We start from the raw sequence: 21,032 nt of genomic DNA on the forward strand, positions 1-21,032 counted from the left end.
CCGACATCTTGGAGACGGGAATGACGAACGACATCCTGGACGACGGCGGAACGCCCGCCACAGCGGTCGCCGTCGTGGGCATGGCCCTGCGATGTCCCGGCGCGCAGACCCTGGACGCCTTCTGGCAGAACCTGAGCGACGGGGTCGAGTCGATCACCACGTTCACGGACGGGGAACTCCTCGCCGCGGGTGTGGACCCCGACGAGTCCGGTCGGCCGGATTACGTGCGCCGGCTCGGTGTGCTCAGCGACATGGAGGGTTTCGACGCGGCTTTCTTCGGCTTCTCCCGGCGTGAGGCCGAGATGCTCGACCCGCAGCACCGGCTGCTGCTGGAATGCGCCTGGGAAGCCCTGGAGCACGCGGGAAGCGCCCCGGGCTCACCGGAGAAGGTCACCGGCGTCTACGCGGGTGTCGGCGAAAGCGCCTACCTGCACCGCAACCTGCTGCCCAACGGCGACCTGGTCGCACGGGTGGGCGAGTTCCAGACGTCCCTCGGCAACGACAAGGACTTCGTGCCGACCCGTGTCTCCTTCAAGCTGGACCTGCGGGGGCCGAGCGTCAGCGTGCAGACGGGGTGCTCGACGTCCCTGGTCGCCGTGCACATGGCATGCCAGGCCCTGAACAGCGGCGAGTGCGACGTGGCGCTGGCCGGCGGCGCCACGGTGATCCCGCAGCGGCGCGGGTACCGGCACGAGGAAGGCGGCATCAGGTCGGCCGACGGCCGCTGCCGCGCGTTCGACGCCGCGGCGGACGGCACCGTGGCCGGCAGCGGCGCCGCCGTCGTGGCGCTCAAGCGGCTCGACGACGCCCTGGCCGACGGCGATGTGATCCACGCGGTGATCCGGGGGTCAGCCGTCAACAACGACGGCGCACGCAAGGTCGGCTTCACCGCACCCAGCGTCGAGGGCCAGGCGGACGTCATCACGGAGGCACTCGCCATCGCCGACGTCGACCCGTCCACGGTCTCCTACATCGAGGCCCACGGCACCGGTACCCCGCTGGGCGACCCCGTGGAGGTGGCCGCACTCAAGAGCGTCTTCGGCACGGTCCCCGCCCGCAGCTGCGCCCTCGGCTCGGTGAAGACGAACATCGGGCACCTGGACACCGCGGCCGGTGCGATCGGCCTCATCAAGGTGGTCCTGTCCCTGCGGGCCAGGAAGCTTCCGCCGTCCCTGCACTTCACCGAGCCGAACCCGCGACTCGGGCTGGACGACAGCCCGTTCCACGTCAACACGGTCCTGGTGCCGTGGGAGGGCGAGCGTCTTCGGGCAGGCGTCAGCTCGTTCGGCATCGGCGGCACCAACGCCCACGTCGTCCTCGAAGAGGCCCCCGCGCGTACGCCCGCCGCCGGCGGCCGCGCCCGGCACGTGCTGCCGGTCTCCGCCGCGACCCCCACCGCGCTGGCGACGGCCGTCGACCGGCTCACCGCCCACCTGCGGGCGAACCCCGACCAGCGCATCGACGAGGTCGCGTACACCCTCCAGCGAGGCCGCCGTACCCTCGCACACCGCGGATTCGTCGTCGCCGGCGGCGTCGGCGAGGCCGTGGCGGCGCTGGGCTCCGGGGTCCCGGCGCGGCACCGCACGTCCCAGGACCGTGAGGTGGTCTTCGGCTTCCCGGGACAGGGCGCCCAGCGCGCGGGGATGGGCCGGGCGGCCTACGAGCGGGAGCCGGTGTTCCGCGCGGAGGCCGACCGTGTGGCGGCCCTGCTGCGGTCGTTGACGGACGGTGCCGTCGACGTACGGCCGGTGCTCGGTCTCGACGGCGCCGTGTGTGACGACGAGGCGACGGTCCACCGGACCTCGGTCGCGCAGCCGGCGCTGTTCGTTGTGGAGTACGCGCTCGCCCGGCTCTGGGAGTCGTGGGGGGTGCGCCCCGTCGCGATGGTCGGACACAGCCTCGGTGAGCTGGTGGCCGCCTGCGTCGCCGGAGTGATGTCCCTGGAGGACGCGCTGCGTCTGGTCGCCGTGCGCGGCCGGCTCATGCAGTCCGCGCCGGCCGGCGTGATGACGGCGGTCCCGCTGCCGGAGAGCGAGGTGGTGGCGCTGCTCGACGGTGTGGACCTCGCCGCCGTCAACGGACCGCGCGAGTGCGTGGTCTCCGGCACCGCCGACGCGATCACGGCCTTCGAGGCGCGGCTCGCCGGTCGCGGCGTCGTCTCCAAGCGGCTTCGCACCTCCCACGCCTTCCACTCGCGCCTCATGGACGGCGCGGCGGCGGCGTTCGAGGAGGAGGCCGCCCGCGTGCGGCTCTCGCCTCCGTGCATCCCGTTCGTCTCCGACGTGACGGGCGAGTGGATCACCGACGAGGAGGCGACCAGCCCCGGGTACTGGGCACGGCAGATCCGCGCCACCGTCCGCTTCCACGACGCCCTGACCGCCGTCCGCGACACCGGGGCGGTGCTCCTGGAGGCCGGTCCCGGGCAGGTGCTGACCCGGCTGGCCCGAGCCGTCGGCGGCGACGCGGTGGCGTGCCTGCCCGCCGCGACGGCGACCGACGGGCCGGAACTGCTGTCGGCCGTCGGCGAGCTGTGGTGCGAGGGCGTCGCGGTGGACTGGGAGGCGCTGGCCGGCGGAGTCCGGCCGCACCGCACGGTTCTGCCGACCTACCCCTTCGAACGCGAGCGGTGCTGGATCGACCCGCCGCTCGCCGACGCCGCCGGCTGCCGCTGCGGAAGCGGGAGCGGGCAAAGTCCGGCGGAGGAGCCCGCGGCGCGGGAGCCGGAGGAGACCGGTGCACCCGACTACCAGGACCAGACCGAACGAGAGGTCGCCGCGGTCTTCGCCGACCTCCTCGGCGCCCGGGCGATCGGCCCGGAGGACGGCTTCTTCGAGCTGGGCGGGCACTCGCTGCTCGCCACCCAGCTCGTCTCCCGGGTTCGCGGCCTCTTCGGCGTCGACATCCCGCTGCGCACCTTCATCGAGTCGCCGACCATCCGCGGCCTGGCGCGTGCGCTGGCCGACGCCGGCGCGGAGTCCGGCGCCGACGCTCCCGGCGCGCTGCCGGCCGTCGTACCCGACCCGGATGCCATCGCGGAGCCCTTCCCGCTGACCGATGTGCAGCAGGCCTACTGGATCGGCCGCACCGGAGTCTTCGACATCGGCAACGTCGGCATGCACGGCTACGAGGAGTTCGAGGTCACCGGCCTCGACCTGCCCCGGCTCGAACTCGCCTTCCGGCGGCTCATCCGCCGCCACGGCATGCTCCGGGCGATCGTGCTGCCCGGGGGCGAACAGCAGATCCTCACCGAGGTGCCCGACTACGTCATCGCCGCCCAGGACGTCCGCGGGCGGCCGGAGGACGAGGCGCGCGCGGCCCTGGAGGCCACCCGCGACGCCATGTCCCACCAGGTCTTCGCGCCGGAGCAATGGCCGCTGTTCGAGCTGCGCGCCACCCTCCTGGACGGGGAGCGCACCCGCCTGCACTACAGCATCGACGGTCTGATCACCGACGCCCGCAGCTCGAACCTGCTGCTGCGTGAACTCGCCGACCTGTACCGGGACCCAGACCTCGACCTGCCCGAACTCCAGCTCTCCTTCCGCGACTACGTCCTGGCCGAGCAGAGTCTGGAGCAGACCGAGTCCTACCGCCGCGCCCGGGCGTACTGGTGCGAGCGGGTGCCGGACTTCGCCCCCGCCCCCGAGCTGCCGCTGGCCCGCGAGCCCCGCACCATCGACGCGCCCCGCTTCAGCCGGGTGAGCGGAACTGTGGACGAGGAGCGCTGGAGCAGGCTCAAGGCGGTCGCGGCCCGCCGCGGCATCACCCCCACCGCGCTCACCATCACGGCCTACGGCGAGGCGTTGGCCACCTGGGCCACGCATCGCAGGTTCACGCTCAACCTGCCCATGGCCAACCGGCTCCCGCTGCACCCGGGCGTGGACGCCGTCGTCGGCGACTTCACCTCGGTGACGCTGCTGGAGGTCGACGCGACCGGCACCGGCTCGTTCGGCGAGCGGGCCCGGGCGGTGCGGGACCAGTTGCTCACCGACATCGACCACCGCCTCTTCAGCGGTGTCCGGGTCCTGCGCGAGATCAAGAAGGTGCGCCCGGACGCGGCGATGCCGGCGGTGTTCACCAGTCTCTTCCTCGACCACGGCCAGGAAACCGGCCTCGGCCGGGAGGTGTTCAGCATCTCCCAGACACCGCAGGTATGGATCGACGCCCAGGTCTTCGAGTCGGAAGGCTCCCTGGTCCTGGACATCGACGCGGTCGACGAGCTCTTCCCCGAGGGGCTGGTGGCCTCGGTCCACGGCGCCACCCTGGACCTCTTGCGCCGGCTGGCAGACGACGAGGAGCGGTGGGACCGGCCGCTCCCGTCGCTGCTGCCGGCCACGGACGCGGCGGTGCGGGAGGACTACAACCGCACGGCAGGCCACCTGCCTTCGGGCCTGCTGCACGAGCCGTTCTTCGCCGTGGCCGAGCGGAGCCCGGACCGCCCGGCCGTGATCACGCGGGCCCGGACGCTGAGCTACGGCGAGCTGGCCGGTCGTGCCGGGGTGATCGCTGCCCGGCTGACCGCGCTGGACGTCCGACCGAACGACCTGGTCGCCGTGGTCATGGAGAAGGGCTGGGAACAGAGCGCCGCGGTGCTCGGCATCCTGGCCTCGGGCGCGGCGTACCTGCCGGTGGACGCGGAACTGCCCGAGGAGCGGATCCACTTCCTGCTCACCCAGGGGCAGGTCCGGGCCGTGCTGACCCAGTCGTGGGTCGCCGGCCGGCTGGCCGGGCCCCTGGGGCCGGAGGACACGGTCCTCGCCGTGGACACGCTGCCCGCGGACGCGGGCACGCAGCCCGTCGCCCGACCGGCCACGCAACCCGGCGACCTCGCCTACGTGATCTTCACCTCGGGCTCGACCGGTGTGCCCAAGGGGGTGATGATCAGCCACCGCGGCGCCCTCAACACGGTCATCGACGTGAACGACCGCTTCGCGGTCGGTGAGCACGACCGGACGCTGGCCCTGTCTTCGCTGAGCTTCGACCTGTCGGTCTACGACATCTTCGGCCCCTTGGCCGCCGGCGGCGCCGTCGTCGTCCCGGACCCGGCCTCGCACCGTGACCCGGCGGTCTGGCTGGAGCTGGCCGAGCGGGCGGGCGTCACCCTGTGGAACTCCGTACCGGCGCTGATGGAACTGCTCGTCGAGCACATGACCGTGGGCGGTGCGCACAGCGACGCGCTGCGGCTGGTCATGCTCAGCGGCGACTGGTTCCCCGTCACCCTGCCGGAGCGCATCCGGCGGGTCCTGGGGACGCCGCAGATCGTGAGCCTCGGCGGCGCCACCGAGGCGTCCATCTGGTCCATCCTCCATCTCGTGGGGGAGGTGCCGGCTCACTGGCCGTCGATTCCGTACGGCCGCCCGATGCGCAACCAGGCCTTCCACGTCCTCGACGAGGCGTTCCGTCCGCGTCCGACCGGTGTCCCCGGGCAGCTCTACATCGGCGGCGTCGGCCTGGCGGAGGGGTACCTGCGCGACGAGGAGCGGACCGCTGCGAGCTTCGTCCGTCACCCCGTCACGGGCGAACGCCTGTACCGGACGGGCGATCTGGGGCGGTTCCTGCCCAGTGGTGAAATCGAGTTCCTCGGGCGCGAGGACTTCCAGGTCAAGCTCCAGGGGTACCGCATCGAGCTGGGCGAGATCGAGACGGCGCTGCTCCAGCATCCCGCCGTGCGCGGCGCGGCGGCCGTCGTCCACGGCCGTCCCCAGGGAGCCAAGCGGCTGGTCGCGTTCGTCGTGCCCCAGGAGGGCGACCGGGTCCCGTCCGGCATACGGGAGTTCCTCGGTGCGAAGCTGCCGGGCTACATGGTGCCCGAGACCGTCGTCGGGATCCCCGAGCTGCCGCTCACGGCCAACGGAAAGGTCGACCGCAAGGCCCTCGTGGTGCCGGACGAGCCGGACGAGCCGACGGTGTACGAGGCACCGGCCACGGAGATCGAGAAGATCGTCGCGGCGGTGTGGGAGAACATCCTCAAGGTCGAACGGATAGGCCGGCGGGACCACTTCTTCGAGCTCGGCGGCGACTCGCTGACCGCCATGCGCACGGTCGTCCGGTTGCGCAAGGCCCTCGGCGTCGAGATCCCCATCCGGGTGATCTTCGACAACCCGACGCTGGAGCGCATCGCGGCCGCGATCGGCTCCTCGGACGACAGTTCCCCGTCACGCCCGGTGTCGGGGCCCGTCCGCACGGACCACGGTGCGGCTCCGGTCCCGCTGACGGCCGCTCAGGCCCGCCTGTGGTTCCACGACCAGCTCGTCCCGGGCAGCACCACGTACAACCTGGTCCAGCCGTTCCGCCTCACGGGCCCGCTCGACGCCACCGCTCTACGCGGCGCCTTCGAGGCGTTCGTCGACCGCCACGACGTCCTGTCGCTGTCGTTCGAAGCGGCCGGGGACGCCCCCCACCAGATGCCCGGCACCGGCAAGCCGCTGGACTTCCAACTCATCGACGTGAGTGACGCGCCCGAGCAGCTGGCCCCGGAGCGGGTGATCGCCGAGGAGGCGCGCGCCCCCTTCGACCTCGCCAGCGGCCCGCACTTCCGGGTGCGGCTGCTGCGGGTCGCTCCGCAGGAGCACGTCCTGGTGGTCTCCGTGCACCACATCGTGTGGGACGCATGGTCGACCTCGGTCATGGTCCGTGAGATCAGCGCGCTGTACCGCGATGGCAACGCGGCCCTGCTTCCGGAACCCGGTGTGTGCTACGCCGATGTCGCCCTGTGGGAGGCCGAGCAGGCCCGCTCGGGCGAGTTCCGGCACCAGATCGACTTCTGGCGCCGCGAACTGGCCGCTCCACTGCCCGTGCTGGCCCTCCCCACCGAGGGGACGGTCGACGACTCCGAGGTGATCGAGGGGGCCCGGGCGCCGCTCTCGGTCGGCCCCGCGGTGGCCGCCGGCTTCCGGGAGGTCTGCACGGCCGAACGCGCCACCACCTTCATGGGCTACCTCGCCGCCTGGAAGGTGCTCCTCCAGTGGTGGTGCCGCCAGCAGGACATCGTCGTGGGTGTCCCGGCCGGCCACCGCGCCCACCCGCAGCTCGAGAACACGATCGGGTTCCTGGTCAACAGCCTGGCCATCCGGACGCGTTTCACGGGCGACCCGACCTTCACGGACGTGCTCAAGGAGGTGCGCGAGAAGGCACTGGAGGCGTACGCGAACCAGGACGTGCCGTTCGACCACGTCGTCCAGGCCGTCAGGCCGGAACGTCGCTCGGGCGAATCGGCGCCGGTGTACCGCACCTGGTTCCTGCTGGAGGACGTTCCGCTGCCCGACTGGGACCTCCCCGGCGTACGTGCCGAGGAGATCGACGCGGAATTCCTTCTGTCGGTGCACGACATCAAACTCACGCTCGTGGCCGACGAAGAAGGCGGGATGACGGGCGGAATCGACTACCGCGTCGGTCTCTTCTCCGATTCCACCGTCCGCCGTCTGACGCACTGCCTGAGTGAACTGGTGAAATTCCTGTCCACCCGGCCGGACGCGAGGCTCAGCCTTGTCAACCGCACCCTGGAAGACCTGTGGGAAGGCAAGGAAGGGAGTCAGAAAAAGCGGTCATGGAACGAAATCCGGTCGCAGCGGCGACCGCAGGAAAATCGAGGAACGACGAATGCTTGACGCCGAAATACATCGAAGCGATCTTGTGCGGCTGGGCCTGCACAAAATCGCGCACCAGGACGAGACCCTTCTGGACCACATGTTCCGGGCCTGCGCCATCCTCCAGGACATGAAGGCGGGGGAGCACGTCTGCCTCGCCGGACTGTTCCACGGCGTCTACGGAACGGAAGGGCTGCACAACGACAATGTCGAGTCCATTCCCGACGAACGGCGCGTCGAGGTCCGAGCGGCTGTCGGACCCCGGGTGGAGCAGATGATCCACACCTTTTCCGTCATGAACTACGCGTCGCTCGGCAAGAGCTTCCGAAACATCATGCGGCCGAAAGGGGAGCCGGCCCTGAAGGACCGGCGAACCGGTGCGGACATTCCGCTGGACCGGGAGGAGTTCGAGGATCTCCTGCGCCTGAAGCTGGGTGACGTCCTGGCGCACATGCCGCAACAGGTCAGCCACTCCCACCTCAATCTCCCGGCCGAGTACGCGGGTTTCTGGCAGATCGCCGCCGAATACCTCGGTCCGGACGCAGTCAACACATGGAACACGTTCACGAAGGGGCAGCTGTGGATCGAGCCGGAGCAGAACTGATGTCTCAGGCCTGGGAAGGCTTTCGTCTGTCGAAGCAGCAGGAGCACGTCCTGGGGCTCGTGGCCGACGGCCGGGCCGGCCGCACGGTGGCCCGGGCGGCCCTCGGCACACCGCTCGACCGCGAGGTGCTGGAACGCGCGGTGGCCGACGTGGTGTCGGCGCACGAGAGCCTGCGCACCGTCTACCGCAAGGTGCTCGGCGACAACAGCACCGCGCTGATGGTGATCGAGGACCGTCCTCGGTTCCGGCTGTCGGAGCGTTCCGGTGACGAGGCCGCGCTGACCGCCCTCGTACGGGAGGAGGCGCGAGCGCAGACCGACGAGGAGGACGCGGCCCCCCTGCGCCTGACCCTCTTCACCTGCGCCGACGGGCAGCGGTCACTCGTGGTGTCGGCACCGCGGATGAGCATGGACGCCCTCTCTGCCGAGGTCTTCCTCCGCGACCTCGGGGACGCCTGCGCCGCGAGGACGCAAGGCGCCTCGTGGAGCCGCGACGGCATCGTCCAGTACGCCGACTACGCCCAGTGGCAGGTCGAGGAGGGGGCGCCGAGCCCGCGTCAGAAGGAGCTCGCGGCCGGCCGCGCGGCCCGGCTGAAGGAGTTGCCTCCGCTGAACCTGCCGCTCGAACTCCTCTCCGACGACACGACCGTCGCCGACCTGCGGTGGACGGTCCCCGCGCCCCTGGCCCGGCGACTGCGACGCCTCGGGGACGACTGCGACGGCGGTCTGCGCAGCGTTCTGCTGACCGGCTGGTTCGTCGCCCTGTGGCACGCCGCCGGGCGGCCGGAGCACCTCGCGGTCAACGCGCTGCTCACCCGCCGGCCGTTCCCCGAACTGCGGACCTCGATCGGCCTCTTCGAGACCCCCGCGCCGGTGTTCGCGGCGGTCGGCGACGAGACGACGCTGACCGACCTGCTGCGCTCGGTGGACCTGGAGCTCGACACCTTCGAGCAGGCGGACGAAAGCTCCATGGACCCGGCCGGCCAGCACTTCACCGCCATACCGGGCTTCGCCTTCCACGAGGTCACGGAGTTGGGCTCAGCGCGCGAGGCGGCCTTCCACGACCTGTGGATCGAACCGTCCGACGACGCCCGCAAGGTGGCGCTCTCGGCACAGGACCTGGACGGGGAGATCCGCCTCACCCTGCGCCACCAGACCCTCGGAATGGCGGAGGGCGGCGCCGAGGCGTTGCTCGCCTGCCTGCGCGCGGCCCTGTCGGCACTGGGCGGCGACCTGGGTGCCGCCGTGCCCGACCTGGCCATGCTGGACGAGGACGCCGCGCGGGAACTCGTCGCGGCCACCAACCCGGCGCAGCCGCCCGCGCGCCCCGCTGAGCACTGGCACCGCCAGGTCGAACGGACCGCGCGGTTCGCCCCGGACGCCCCCGCCCTCAGGACGGCCGCCCGCTCCTGGACGTACCGGCAGTTCGACGAGGCCGCCAACCGGTTGGCCAACGAGCTGGCCGGGCGCGGGGTGCGCGCCGGTGAACTGGTCGGGCTCTGCCTGGAACGTTCGGACCTGGCCCTCGTCGCCATGCTGGCGATCGCCAAGGCCGGAGCGGGGTACGTGCCGGTCGACCCGAGCCTGCCCGCCAAGCGCCGGTCCGCGGTCCTCGACGCGGTCGGCCTCCGCCACGCCGTGGCGACCGCGGAGACGGCCCCGACCCTTCCGGGGGAGTGCGACACCGTCGTCCTGGACGCGGATCTGACCGTGTGTGCCCACCGCGCGAGCGACTGCCCCGACGTGGCGACCACCGACGACGATCCTGCCTACGTGATCTTCACTTCGGGCTCCACCGGCACCCCGAAGGGCGTCCTGGTCGGACACGGCCATCTGGCGGCTTACCTCGACGGTGTGCTCGACCGGCTGCGCCTGACCGGCCCGGTCGACTCGGTCGCCCTGAGCACCCTGGGCACCGACCTCGGCAACACGGCGCTGTTCCCGCCGCTCGTCACCGGCGGCGAGCTCCTGGTCGTGGCGCCGGAGGTCTCCGCGGACGCACAAGCCCTCGCCGAGCTGCTGTCCCGCGAGAGCTACGACCTCCTCAAGATCACGCCCTCGCACCTGGAAGCCGTCTTCACCGTGGCCGAGGAGCCGGAGCGGCTGATGCCGCACCAGGCCCTGGTCGCGGGCGGCGAGCCGTTCGGTTGGGGCTGGTACAACCTGTTCAAGGACTACCTCGGCGACTGCAGGCTCTTCAATCACTACGGCCCGACCGAGACGACCGTCGGCGTGCTCTGCGGGCAGGCCACCTCCTCCGACGACCTGGCCGCCCTGGCCTCCAGCGTCCCGCTGGGCACGCCGATGCGGCACGCCCGCGCCTACGTCCTGGATTCCGGGCGTCGGCCGCTGCCGGCCGGTGTGCCCGGCGAGCTGTGGATCGGCGGCTCGTCCGTGTCGCACGGCTACCTGTCCACGGCCCAGGGCCCACAGGACCGGTTCGTCCCCGACCCGTTCAGCCCGGACCCGTCGGGGCGGATGTACCGCACCGGTGACAAGGCGCGCCTGCTGCCCGACGGTACCGTCGAGTTCCTCGGTCGTGTCGACCGTCAGATCAAGCTGCGCGGCTTCCGCGTGGAGCTGGGCGAGATCGAGGCAGTCATGCGTCAGCACCCCCGGGTGACGGGCAGCCTGGTCGTGGAGGCCGGCGAGAGCACGGGCGCCCACCTCGTGGGGTACCTCGTCGACGCCGAGGGCGACCGCGGCAGCGCGGAGTGGCTGCGCGAGTTCCTGGCCGAGCGCCTCCCGGACTTCATGCTGCCCGCCCACCTGGTGGCCCTGGAAGCCTTCCCGCTGACCGGCACCGGGAAGGTCGACGCCTCGATGCTCCCCGAACCGGGCTTCTACACCCAGCAGTCCGCCACCTACGTCGAGCCCCGGACGGAGACGGAGAGGCGGGTCGCCGACATCGTCGCGCAACTCCTGCTGCTGCGCCGGGTCGGCGCCGACGACGACTTCTTCGAAGTCGGCGGGCATTCGCTGCTCGCGACCCAACTGGTCGCCCGACTGCGGGACGACTTCAAGGTGAGCTTCAAACTGCGCAACCTCTTCGAGTTCCCCGTCGTGTCGGAGCTCGCCGAATTCATCGACCGGCTCCTCGAGAAGAAGGCGGCAGAAGCATGTTGACCCAGACGAACGGCACCGGCACCGACGGACGCTTCACCAGGGCCCGAAGGTCCGTCGCGGTCACCGGCGAGGCCCTGGTCCGCGTCGCCCCGCTGGTCGAAGGAACGCGGGCGGTGTCCTGTACACCGACCCTCACCGGACTGGACGCACGGGAGTGGCTGGCGGGTTCGGGCGACACCCTGGCCCGGCTGCGTGACGAGCACGGCGCCGTCCTGCTGCGTGGCTTCGCGCCGCTGGACGCCGCGGGCCTGGCCGACCTCGTCACCGGGCTGGACGGCGGATTGCGCGACTACGACAACCGCTCCACGCCACGCCGGCGGGTCGACGGCAACGTCTTCACGTCGACGGAGTACCCGGCCGACCAGACCATCCCCCAGCACAACGAGATGTCGTACACCGACTCGTGGCCGGCGACCCTCTTCCTCACCTGTGTCGCTCCGGCGGCCACGGGGGGCGAGACACCCATCGCGGACAGCGCCCGCGTTCACGCCCGGCTGCCGCGGGCCACACGCGAGCGCTTCGAGCGGCACGGCGTGATGTACGTCCGCAACTTCGGCCACGGAATGGACCTGAGCTGGCAGGAGGTCTTCCAGACCGAGGACCGCGCCCAGGTCGACGCCTACTGCGAGCGGCACGGCATCCAGGCGGAGTGGCTGGGCGGCGAACGACTGCGTACCCGGCACGTGGTGCAGGCCACCGTCAAGGCGAGGGCGACCGGGGAGACGGTCTGGTTCAACCAGGCCAACCTGTTCCACGTCAGTTCGCTCCCGGAGCACGTCGAGCGCGAGCTGCGCGAGAGCTTCGCCGAGGACGAACTGCCCCGCAACGCGCTGTACGGGGACGGCACGCCCCTTCACTCGGAGGACCTGGCGCAGATCCGCGCGGCCTACGCGGCGGAGGAGATCGCCCTGCCCTGGCAGGCCGGCGACGTCATGATCGTCGACAACGAGCAGTTCTCGCACGGCAGGAAGCCCTACACCGGGGCCCGCACCGTCCTGGTGGCCATGGCATGAGCGACCCGACGACGTTCGAAGCCGTTCGCGAAGAGATCGCCTACGCGTTCGACAACACGCTGTTCTTCCGTAAGCACATGGAAGCCTGCGGTCTGCGGCCGGAGGACATCCGGGGCCCGGTGGACTTCCTGCGGCTGCCGCCCACCTTCAAGTCCCACTACCGGCGCAACTTCCCCGCGGGGGTGCTGGCCAAGGGCTACACACTCAACTCGCCGCACGTCATGCGCTTCCAGAGCTCCGGAACCTCCGGCGAACGGCTGAACAGCGCCATCCTGGCCTACGACCTGGCGAGGCGGCAGGCGACCGCGCTCGGCGTCAACCGGCGTTTCGACGAGCTGTGGCGTCCCGGCAGCCGGCCCAGGATCTGCCGCTTCGCCCCGCCGAACTGCTCGGACGTGGAGTGCGCGACGGGATTCTCGACCATGGAGGACCGGACGCTCGCGGACGGCACCCTGGTGCTGACCGTGGCCCACGACCTCCTGGCCACACCTGAGTGGCAGATCGTCAAGGCCCTCGACGAGATCGAGCTGTACGAACCCGACCTCCTGGTGGTGGACCCGACGCACTTCGCCTTCCTGACGAGGTGGGCGCGGCGCCTCGGCCGCCGGATCACCTCACCTCGCCGCCTGCACATGGTGTGCGGGTACACCCTCATGACGCGGGTTGCACGGCGCCAGATCGAGGAGTTCATGGGCCCGGAGCTGCCGATCGGCGACATGATCGGCATGTCCGAGCTCGGCTACCTCGGGTTCGAGTGCCATCTCGGGATGCGGCACATCAACGACCGTGACTTCCACGTGGAGTTCGTTCGCGACGGCGAGCCCGTCGCGGACGGCGAGACGGGCGAGCTGTACGTCACCACCAAGGACGACGCGCTCATCCCACGCATCCGGTACGCCACGGGGGATCACTTCACGCCCCTGGGCAACCCCTGCGACTGCGGCAGCGACCTGCCGCTGGTGCGGATCGAGGGCCGTGCCACCCACATGATCCAGCTGGCGGACGGCCGTGTCGTCACACCGGGCGCCGTCGACACCTTGGTCGGTGACGCCCCCGGCCTCGACGTCTACAAGCTGGAACAGGACCGGACCGGTGCCTGCACCTTCCGGTACATCCCCAACGCCGAGGCGCGGCCCGACGACACCGCCGCGCTCGTACAACGCCTGACCGAAGCACTGGCGCCGAACCCGGTGCGCGTCGAGGCTGTCGACTACATCGCCGGCGAGCGCAGCGGGAAGTTCCAGCCCTGCGTCTCCCAGATATCCGCGGAAGGTGCGCGATGACCGTTCGAGACGACTTCCCGGCCCTGCGGCGGAAGATCGACGGGGAGACCATCTCCTATCTGGACAACGCGGCCACGACCCTGAAGCCGCGGCCCGTCATCCAGGCGATCACCGACTACTACGAGACCAACGGCGCGAACATCCACCGTGGCAAGCACCGGCTCTCCGAGGAGGCCTCCGACGCGTACGAGGCCTCCCGCGTGGCGATCGCCACCCACCTCGGCGCCGCGGCGAACGAAGTGGTCCTGACGCGGAACACGACCGAGGCCCTGAACCTGGTCGCCCAGGGACTTGGCCTGGAACCGGACGCCTACGTCGTGGGGTGCATGGACGCGCACCACTCGCAGACGCTGCCGTGGCGGCGGGCCGGCCGCCTCGCGCTGACCCGGGTCGACACCCACGGCAGACTCGACCGCGACCACTTCCGCGAGCTGCTGCGCGGTCGGCCGAAGGTGGTAGCGCTCACGCACTGCTCCAACGTCACCGGTGTCGTCCACCCGGTGGCGGAGCTGATCGCCGAGATCCGTTCGGCCACCGACGCGGTCATCGTCCTCGACGCCGCCCAGTCCATGCCGCACGAGCGCATCAACGTGCGCGAGCTCGACGTCGACTTCCTGGCGTTCTCCATGCACAAGATGCTCGGCCCCACCGGAGTCGGCGTCCTCTTCGGCCGCACTCGCCTCCTGGCCGGACTGCGCCCCCTGTCGGTCGGCGGGGGCATGGTCGACTGGGTCGACCTGGACGGCAGCGTGGACCGGCGAACACCCTTCAAGTTCGAAGCGGGTACGCCGGCCATCGCCTCGGTCATCGGGTCCGGCGCGGCGATCCGGTATCTGGAGTCACTGAACGCCCCGGCGCTCCGGCGGCGCGAGCGCGAACTGGCCGCCGCCCTGGTCGGAGGGGCGCTCACCCGCCCGGGGGTGCGTCTGGTCGGTCCGCCGGACCTGACCGACCGGATCGCGCTCGTCAGCCTGCGGCTGGAGCAGGGCGTCCCCACCGGCGAAGTCGCCCGCATGCTGAGCGATTCCTACGGCTTCATGGTGCGCAGCGGTCACATGTGCTCACAGCCGCTGGTCACCGACCTGGCCGGCGGGGAGATCCTCCGTGTCTCCGCGTACCTCTACAACGAGGTCTCCGAGATCGAGGCCCTCTACGAGGCACTGGACGAACTGCTCAGCTGGATAGGCCCGGCCGCGGCCGTCGCCACGCGCCGCTGAAACCACCGATCGACAGAAGGTGTTCACATGTCTGGCCTGCGGACCCTGACCCTCGTGTGCTTCCCGCACGCCGGCGGTGGGCTGGGACGTTTTCGAAGCTGGCGGGAAGACCTGCCGGACCATGTCGAGGTGGTCCTCCCCGACCTGCCCGGCCGGGAGGGACGGCTCTTCGACGAGCCCCTCCCGGACGTCGCCTCGGTGAGCGCGTACGCGATGCGCACGCTGGCCGCCCGGATCGCGCGCAGCGAGCGGTTGGCGTTCGCCGGGATCAGCTACGGGGCGCTCGTGGCGTACGACATGGCCGCGCGCCTGGAGGCGTCCGGAAAGCGGGTCGAGGCCGTGTTCGCGGCCAGCCAGCGGGCGCCGTCCACCCCCCTGCCGCCGGTCGACTGGCGCTCGATGGGCGACGCGGAACTGCTCGGTGAGCTGGCCGCGATCGGTGGGCTGAGCCCGGACCTGACGGACGAGGAGGAACTCCTCGAACTGTTCCTCCCCACCCTCCGGGCGGAGCTCCACGCGAGCGAAAGCTATCTCAGACCCGGGACCCACGACCGCCTGCGGTGTCCGGTCTTCCTTTACCACGGCATCGAGGACGCCCTGATCCCGACGTCCTCGGCTCTCGCCTGGCGTGAGGAGACCGACCGCCTCTCGTGGCGAAGCCTGAAGGCCGCGCACTTCCTGACCGGGCCCGACGGTACGGACCTGTGGTACGAGGCGCTGCTCCAGGACCTGGCCTCGTGCGCCCCCCGGCCCGCTCTCGACCGTATCCCGTGAAGCGGTCGCCTACGCTGAAGAAAGGACCAACGATGAATCAAACACAGACCTCCGGCCTGCAACTGCCCCGCTGCTGCGCCCACCTGGTCTCATGGGACGACCGGCCCCGCACGGACCTCGCCTCGGCCGATCCCGGCACCCGGGGCCACGGCGCCGAGGACCGGCAGCACGTCACAGGGACGCAGACAGCGGTGCCGACCCCTCACGGTGCCGAGACGGCCTGACGTGGGCCGAGTTCGACGGAGAACACGGTGTGTTCGCCGAACCGGAGACCCGCTCCGAACGCTTCGAAGTCCTGGCCGGTTCGCCCCGGTCGGCCGCGTCGGAGTGAACCGTTCGAGACCCGGCGTGAGGACGCGCGACGGGCGGTTCACCCGCCATGCTCCGGCCGAGGGCCCGGCCCCTTCTCAGCGCGCGCGGACCGCCCTCCTGCGACCCGGTGAACCGACCTGAACGAAAGGAGCAGTAATCAACATGACAGAAGTTCCCGGTCTGATGCATCCCCGGTCCTGCGTCCCCCTCATGACCTGGGGCGACGGTCCGCCCGCCGTTCGCACTCCTGCCGACCCCACCCGTGCGGGCCTGCCGGCCGAAGCCCCGGCCCCGCAGCTCGTGACGGCTTTCGGTCCCAGTGTGCTCCAGCTCCGCGAAAGCCAGGTGGTTCGTACGTGAGAGGCAGCGACCTCCAGATCGCCGGCGACATTCTCGAGGTCCCGCACCTGCTGCAGCCCCCGCGCGAACACCCGGCCACCGTCGCCGAGTTCGCAGGCATGGCCCGTGCCATCGCCGCCGACCGCTCCCAGTGGGAGCACCTGGTCCGGTACGACGCCACGAAGCGCTGGTACCACCGGCTGCGCACCGACCCGGGCTACGAGGTGTGGCTGCTGTCCTGGGTGCCCGGGCAGGGCGGCAGGACGCGCGACCACGACCGGTCCTCCGGTGTGCTCACCGTCCTGGAAGGCACGCTCACCGAACGAACGCAGAGTGGAGAGCGCGTCTTGGGAGCAGGCAGCCAGCGGGTCCTTCCACCGGGTTACCTCCACCAGGTCGTCAACGACGCGCTGACGTCGGCGGTGAGCCTGCACGTCTACCACCCGGGCCTGACCGAGGCGCGGGCGCACACCGCCCCCTACTGCGAAGGCCGTACGCGGCCGCGCTTGGTGACTGCCTGACCCGGCCCCTTACCGGGAGTAATGCCCTTGCGGGGCGCGCCCGAAGTATGCCGCGTGCCCCGCAAGGAATGCTTCAGGGTGACGGCAGGCCCAGTGACCCCGCGCCGCCGTCATCGACCGAAAGCCTGCGCCATCCGGAAAGCGTGGCCGGCTGTCCTTTCTGCTTCACCCGCCCCGGACGATGGCCATGGTGGTGGCCACACATAGGTGTTCCGGTGCTGAGCCACTTCAGCCCGTTGCACGGCACCAGCCTGCTCGCGTTCGTGCCACAGCCGGGCCTGGGCGCGGTTTTCCGGGGGCACGCCTGTCACGCCGCCGCGCTCAGGGCCACAACCTCCGGAGCCACGTGGTGCGTCGATGACTGCGCTGGTTATGCTGCCCTGTCTTGTCAGGCCAAACAGGAACGGCATCATGAGCGGCACCTCGCCACCCTTTCCCGAGCGGATTGAGCTGACAGGGGAAGGTCTCGTCCTGCGCGACTGGACGGAAGCAGACCTCGCCGCGATGCCGGATTTGTTCGACCACCCCGACGTCGCGTACTGGACGCCGATAGTCTCCCCCTTCGATGAAACGGCCGCCCGCGCACGGTTGGGCAGGGACCGGCAACTGCGAGCGGAGGGCACGACCATCCTGCTCGCCATCACCGTTGATGGTCGCGCGCCGCTCGGGGAGGTGATGCTGCGGCGTGTCCCGGAAGGCGCGGAGATCGGCTACGTGATCGGCCCGGCGCACCGCGGCCAGGGGCTGGCCGCGCGAGCGGTGCGGGTGATGGCCGCTTACGCATCCGAGCAACTGGCGGTGGGGAAGGTGATTTTGGAGCTGGAAGCCGAAAACGCCGCAAGCGTTGCCGTGGCCACCAAAGCGGGCTTCAGACTGCTTGACGTGCCACTGATCGAAGGGGAGGAGAAGGGGCGGCCCTATGCCCTGCAGACGTGGGGCCTGCTGCCGGTCTTCTGACGCAGCGGGTGAGCCCGCGCGCAGGCCGGCGAAAGCCCACGGGTGACCGGCGGAGGCCAACCTCGCGTGCTCAGCCGGTGGGGGCCGCGACGGCGTCGACGAGGGGTAGGCCAGAGCTTGTGGAGCGGCGGGCGCGGTCGTAGCTCTTCCGTCGGCGACGCAAGCAATGCCTGATCAGCCGTAGCGCAGGGCGGCGGTGAGGTAGGACCGCAGGAAATCGTGCTTCGATCCGTAGCTCGGCTCGTCGGCGATGTTGCGTACGCGGGTGTCGAACGCGCTCTGGGTGAGGGCTCCCACCGAGTACAGGTAGGCCCATTGGTGGAACCCTGCCGGCTTGTCGGGCAGCGCGAGCTTGAGCGCGTCGATGAACTGGCGGGCCAACGGGTCGAACTGGTCCCGGATGACCGGGCGTTCCTGGCTGGACGGATCGGAGGCCTCGCGCAGTATGAGGCGGGCGAACCAGATGCCGTCCGGCTCGTCGTGCAGCGCGAGAACCGGGTCGGTGAAGGAGCTGACGACCTGTTCGAGAGCGTCGTCGGCACGCAGGTCGGGGATCGCCTTCAGGCGCGCCAGCCGTTCGTCGTTGACATACCGGCGTTCTTCGAAGATCGCCGAGTAAAGGCCGAGCTTGGAAGTGAAGTGGTAGACGACGAGGGACAGTTGGACGCCGGCCTCTTCGGCGATCTGGCGCATCGTCGCGCCGTGGTAGCCCTCCAGGGCGAAGAGGCGTTCCGCCGCTCGCAGGATCGCCTTCCGCCGACTGCCGCTCGTCTCGCTTCGACTGGCCGTCATGTCGCCCATCTGGCCGTCCCTCAATCTCTGCGTGCTTCCGCTCGAGTATGGCACCGGCGTCACCGGGGGATGTGAGCCGAGTCGGGAGCCCTCCCATGGCGACGCGGGTGGCGGCCGGGTTCAGCCGCCACGAGGCAGCCCACAGGTGGCCGACGTGTTCGCCAACGCGTCGCGGACGTTTTCGACGAGCGCGTCCTCCACCGCCCGCACGGTACCGAACCCGTTCTCCTGAAAGATGTCCCCCTCCCGCTTGAGCAGGCCCGGCCTCGGCTCGACGGACCGGCCGAACCACAGGACGTTCCCGTTCGCCGCGTCGAAGCGGGGCCAGCCGGCTCCCGGACGGCCGCTGCGGATGAAGGACGCGTACAGCTCGCCCATCCGCGCGCTGACCCGGCGCACCTCCCCACGGTCGGCCCCGTCGAACGCCGGCCACCAGGCGAGGTCGCGTTCGGAGTGGTTGCGGAACAGGAAGGGGATGTCCCCGGTGTGTACGGCGCGGAGCCGGCCGTCGAGTCCGGGCAGGTCGTACGAGAACTGGAAGAGGTGCACCGGGATCCGCTGCGCGCTGAGGTTCCGCGCGATCGCCAACGACGGCAGTTTGAAGAACTCGAAGGACATGATGTCCGACAGCAGCCTCCCGGGAAGGTGGCCCGGGTGGAGTTCGTGCATTCGCCGGTAGACCTCCTCGGCACCGTCCGCGCCGAAAACCTGCTCCATGACGCGTAGCACGTCCTGCCGGGAGCCGTGCCTGACCGTCTCGGAGTGCCCACGGAAGAACTGCCACTCGTCCTTCGCGAAACCGATCGCCACTTCCAAACCGGGCTTGGCGGCGACATTCTCCGACAAGTGCAGCGCCGGGACCTGCGGAACCCAGTTTTCGTCGACGACCGCGCCCAGCGGAGGCCAGGCGAGATGGTGGTCCGGGGGGAAGTAGCGGGTCAACACGTTCTGCACGGCCAGGAACCGGTTCGGATCGACGTCCTGGAGCCGCGACGGGTTGTAGAGGCCGAGGAGGTCGAGATACATCCGTGCGACGGTGACGGCTTCCGATCGCTGCTGCGTGCACCAGAGATTGAAAGGGGACAGCGACTGCAACACCGCGCGCCGGAAGTAGGGATGCGCGTTCGGGTTGGTCAGCAGGTGTGAGACCGCGGTGGCTCCAGCGGACTCCCCGCCGACCGTGATGTTCTCCGGATCACCTCCGAAGGCCACGACGTTCTCATGCACCCACTTCAGTGCCGCCAACTGGTCCTGTACGCCGAGGTTGACCGCCTCCGGCAGGTCACCGGCCAGGAGTCCGAAGTGGACCCATCCCAGGGCGCCCAGACGGTAGTTCGGCCGGACCACGATCACGTTGGCCTCGCGAGCCAGGTTCGCGCCCCTTTCCAACGCGAACGAACCGGAACTGACGGCGTTGGCACCGCCGTGGTAGTAGACGTAGACGGGCAGGCCTCTGTGTGGCGCCGACTCCGGTACCCACATGTCGAGGTAGAGGCAGTCTTCCGCCGCGTGGTTGTGGCGGTAGGTCGCGTTCGTGTAGCCGGGCCAGGCCATGATGCCGGGCACGCCGGGGTCGATGTCCCGCACGATGCGCTCGACCTCGCCCTGGTTGGCGGAGTTGAACTGGTACGAGGCGGGACCTGGGCGGCTCGCGTCCTTGACGCCCTGCCACGGTTCCGGTGGCAACGGTGAGCGGAACCGCAGCGGTTCGACCGGAGGCTGGGCGAAAGGGACACCGTGATACGCGATGACACCCTCTTCATGGATTCCGCGGAGCAGTCCGGCTGTCACCCGGGTGACAGCCTGCGCGTCCATCGTGTGCATGACCTTCCTTCTCCTGCCGAACCGTGGGATGCGTCCGGGATCGGGGCAGAGTCTGTTCGGAGGGTGGGCCGGCGCCAGGCGGCCCCGCGCACTGCTCACACGTTGTCAGGCCGGCGCGGTCTGCCGCCCGAGTCGGGCCGCGGCCTGCGGGAACAGCGCAGGGCGTTTCGCCCGATGGCTTCGCGTTGTTCGCGAGGCAGCCCGGCGATGTCCGCCAGGGCATGCCGGTTGCGCCTCTCGCTCCTCGGCAGTGGTGGGCGGCGTGAAATGCGCGCGCACATCGAGCAGGTCGGTCATCGTCACCGGAGCACCTTTCTCCCGGAGCCGGCGTGGTAGCCGGGCGAGGCGGGCGACGTTTCCGCGCACGGTGATCACGCGCCTGCCCGGCTCATCACCCGCACAGGTCTGGCACGGAGCGACCGACGCGCACAGGACCAACAACCCACCGCGACGCTGCTCCTTCCCACTCCTTCCACCGAGACGAGAGACCCGCCGGACATCAAGCTAAGACTTGACTGTACGTACGTCCAGTGATTTTGAGCGCGCCGCGACCCAATCCCGTAACCTCTGGTGCTGGTTGGCGCCTTGGCTGGGCGTGGATGGGTGATTCCAGCGCCTGACCGCGGTCCTGCACCCTGAACCATGGCATGCGGCAGATGATGACCCGCTGGGCTGGTGTGGTCGGGCG

At 70.5% G+C, this 21,032-nt stretch carries 12 protein-coding genes; 10 read left to right on the forward strand and 2 right to left on the reverse strand.

Annotated elements, in window-relative coordinates:
• Nucleotides 1-20 precede the first annotated feature (20 nt).
• From CK485_RS07455 to CK485_RS07500, 10 genes are all read left to right on the forward strand, one after another.
• Nucleotides 21-7,604 carry a non-ribosomal peptide synthetase/type I polyketide synthase gene (locus CK485_RS07455; protein WP_109448253.1) on the forward strand — a complete coding sequence of 2,528 codons (7,584 nt, stop codon included), beginning with the start codon at nt 21-23 and terminating at the stop codon, nt 7,602-7,604.
• Nucleotides 7,597-8,187: a DUF6817 domain-containing protein gene (locus CK485_RS07460; RefSeq protein ID WP_109448254.1), complete on the forward strand. Its 591-nt coding sequence runs from the start codon at nt 7,597-7,599 to the stop codon at nt 8,185-8,187. Before CK485_RS07455 ends, CK485_RS07460 begins: the two co-directional genes overlap by 8 nt.
• A complete protein-coding gene (locus CK485_RS07465) occupies nt 8,187-11,312 on the forward strand; it encodes a non-ribosomal peptide synthetase (RefSeq protein ID WP_199239269.1) in 3,126 nt (1,041 codons plus the stop codon). Before CK485_RS07460 ends, CK485_RS07465 begins: the two co-directional genes overlap by 1 nt.
• Nucleotides 11,306-12,325 carry a TauD/TfdA family dioxygenase gene (locus tag CK485_RS07470; protein WP_109448256.1) on the forward strand — a complete coding sequence of 340 codons (1,020 nt, stop codon included), beginning with the start codon at nt 11,306-11,308 and terminating at the stop codon, nt 12,323-12,325. The genes CK485_RS07465 and CK485_RS07470 overlap by 7 nt, the downstream gene beginning before the upstream one ends.
• The gene (locus tag CK485_RS07475) at nt 12,322-13,608 is read left to right on the forward strand and encodes a phenylacetate--CoA ligase family protein (protein WP_109448258.1); all 1,287 of its coding nucleotides are present in this window, start codon (nt 12,322-12,324) and stop codon (nt 13,606-13,608) included. The genes CK485_RS07470 and CK485_RS07475 overlap by 4 nt, the downstream gene beginning before the upstream one ends.
• Nucleotides 13,605-14,825 (forward strand): aminotransferase class V-fold PLP-dependent enzyme, encoded by a 1,221-nt coding sequence (locus CK485_RS07480; protein ID WP_109448260.1) that lies wholly within the window; start codon nt 13,605-13,607, stop codon nt 14,823-14,825. Before CK485_RS07475 ends, CK485_RS07480 begins: the two co-directional genes overlap by 4 nt.
• A 27-nt stretch (nt 14,826-14,852) precedes the next feature.
• The gene (locus CK485_RS07485) at nt 14,853-15,599 is read left to right on the forward strand and encodes an alpha/beta fold hydrolase (RefSeq protein WP_109448262.1); all 747 of its coding nucleotides are present in this window, start codon (nt 14,853-14,855) and stop codon (nt 15,597-15,599) included.
• 32 nt (nt 15,600-15,631) lie between these two features.
• A complete protein-coding gene (locus tag CK485_RS07490) occupies nt 15,632-15,823 on the forward strand; it encodes a hypothetical protein (RefSeq protein WP_109448264.1) in 192 nt (63 codons plus the stop codon).
• A gap of 444 nt (nt 15,824-16,267) precedes the next feature.
• A complete protein-coding gene (locus CK485_RS07495) occupies nt 16,268-16,771 on the forward strand; it encodes a cysteine dioxygenase family protein (RefSeq protein ID WP_109448266.1) in 504 nt (167 codons plus the stop codon).
• Nucleotides 16,772-17,179: 408 nt separating this feature from the next.
• The gene (locus tag CK485_RS07500; protein WP_109448546.1) at nt 17,180-17,728 is read left to right on the forward strand and encodes a GNAT family N-acetyltransferase; all 549 of its coding nucleotides are present in this window, start codon (nt 17,180-17,182) and stop codon (nt 17,726-17,728) included.
• Between the two features lie 174 nt (nt 17,729-17,902).
• On the opposite strand, the gene CK485_RS07505 is transcribed toward CK485_RS07500, so the two are convergent.
• Both CK485_RS07505 and CK485_RS07510 read right to left on the reverse strand, forming a co-directional pair.
• Nucleotides 17,903-18,520 carry a TetR/AcrR family transcriptional regulator gene (locus CK485_RS07505; RefSeq protein ID WP_109448548.1) on the reverse strand — a complete coding sequence of 206 codons (618 nt, stop codon included), beginning with the start codon at nt 18,518-18,520 and terminating at the stop codon, nt 17,903-17,905.
• 120 nt (nt 18,521-18,640) lie between these two features.
• Nucleotides 18,641-20,344, reverse strand: a complete 1,704-nt coding sequence (locus tag CK485_RS07510) for a carboxylesterase family protein (protein ID WP_109448268.1) — start codon at nt 20,342-20,344, stop codon at nt 18,641-18,643.
• Nucleotides 20,345-21,032 lie beyond the last annotated feature (688 nt).

It is taken from the genome of Streptomyces sp. ICBB 8177, assembly GCF_003144095.1.
GTDB lineage: Bacteria > Actinomycetota > Actinomycetes > Streptomycetales > Streptomycetaceae > Streptantibioticus_D.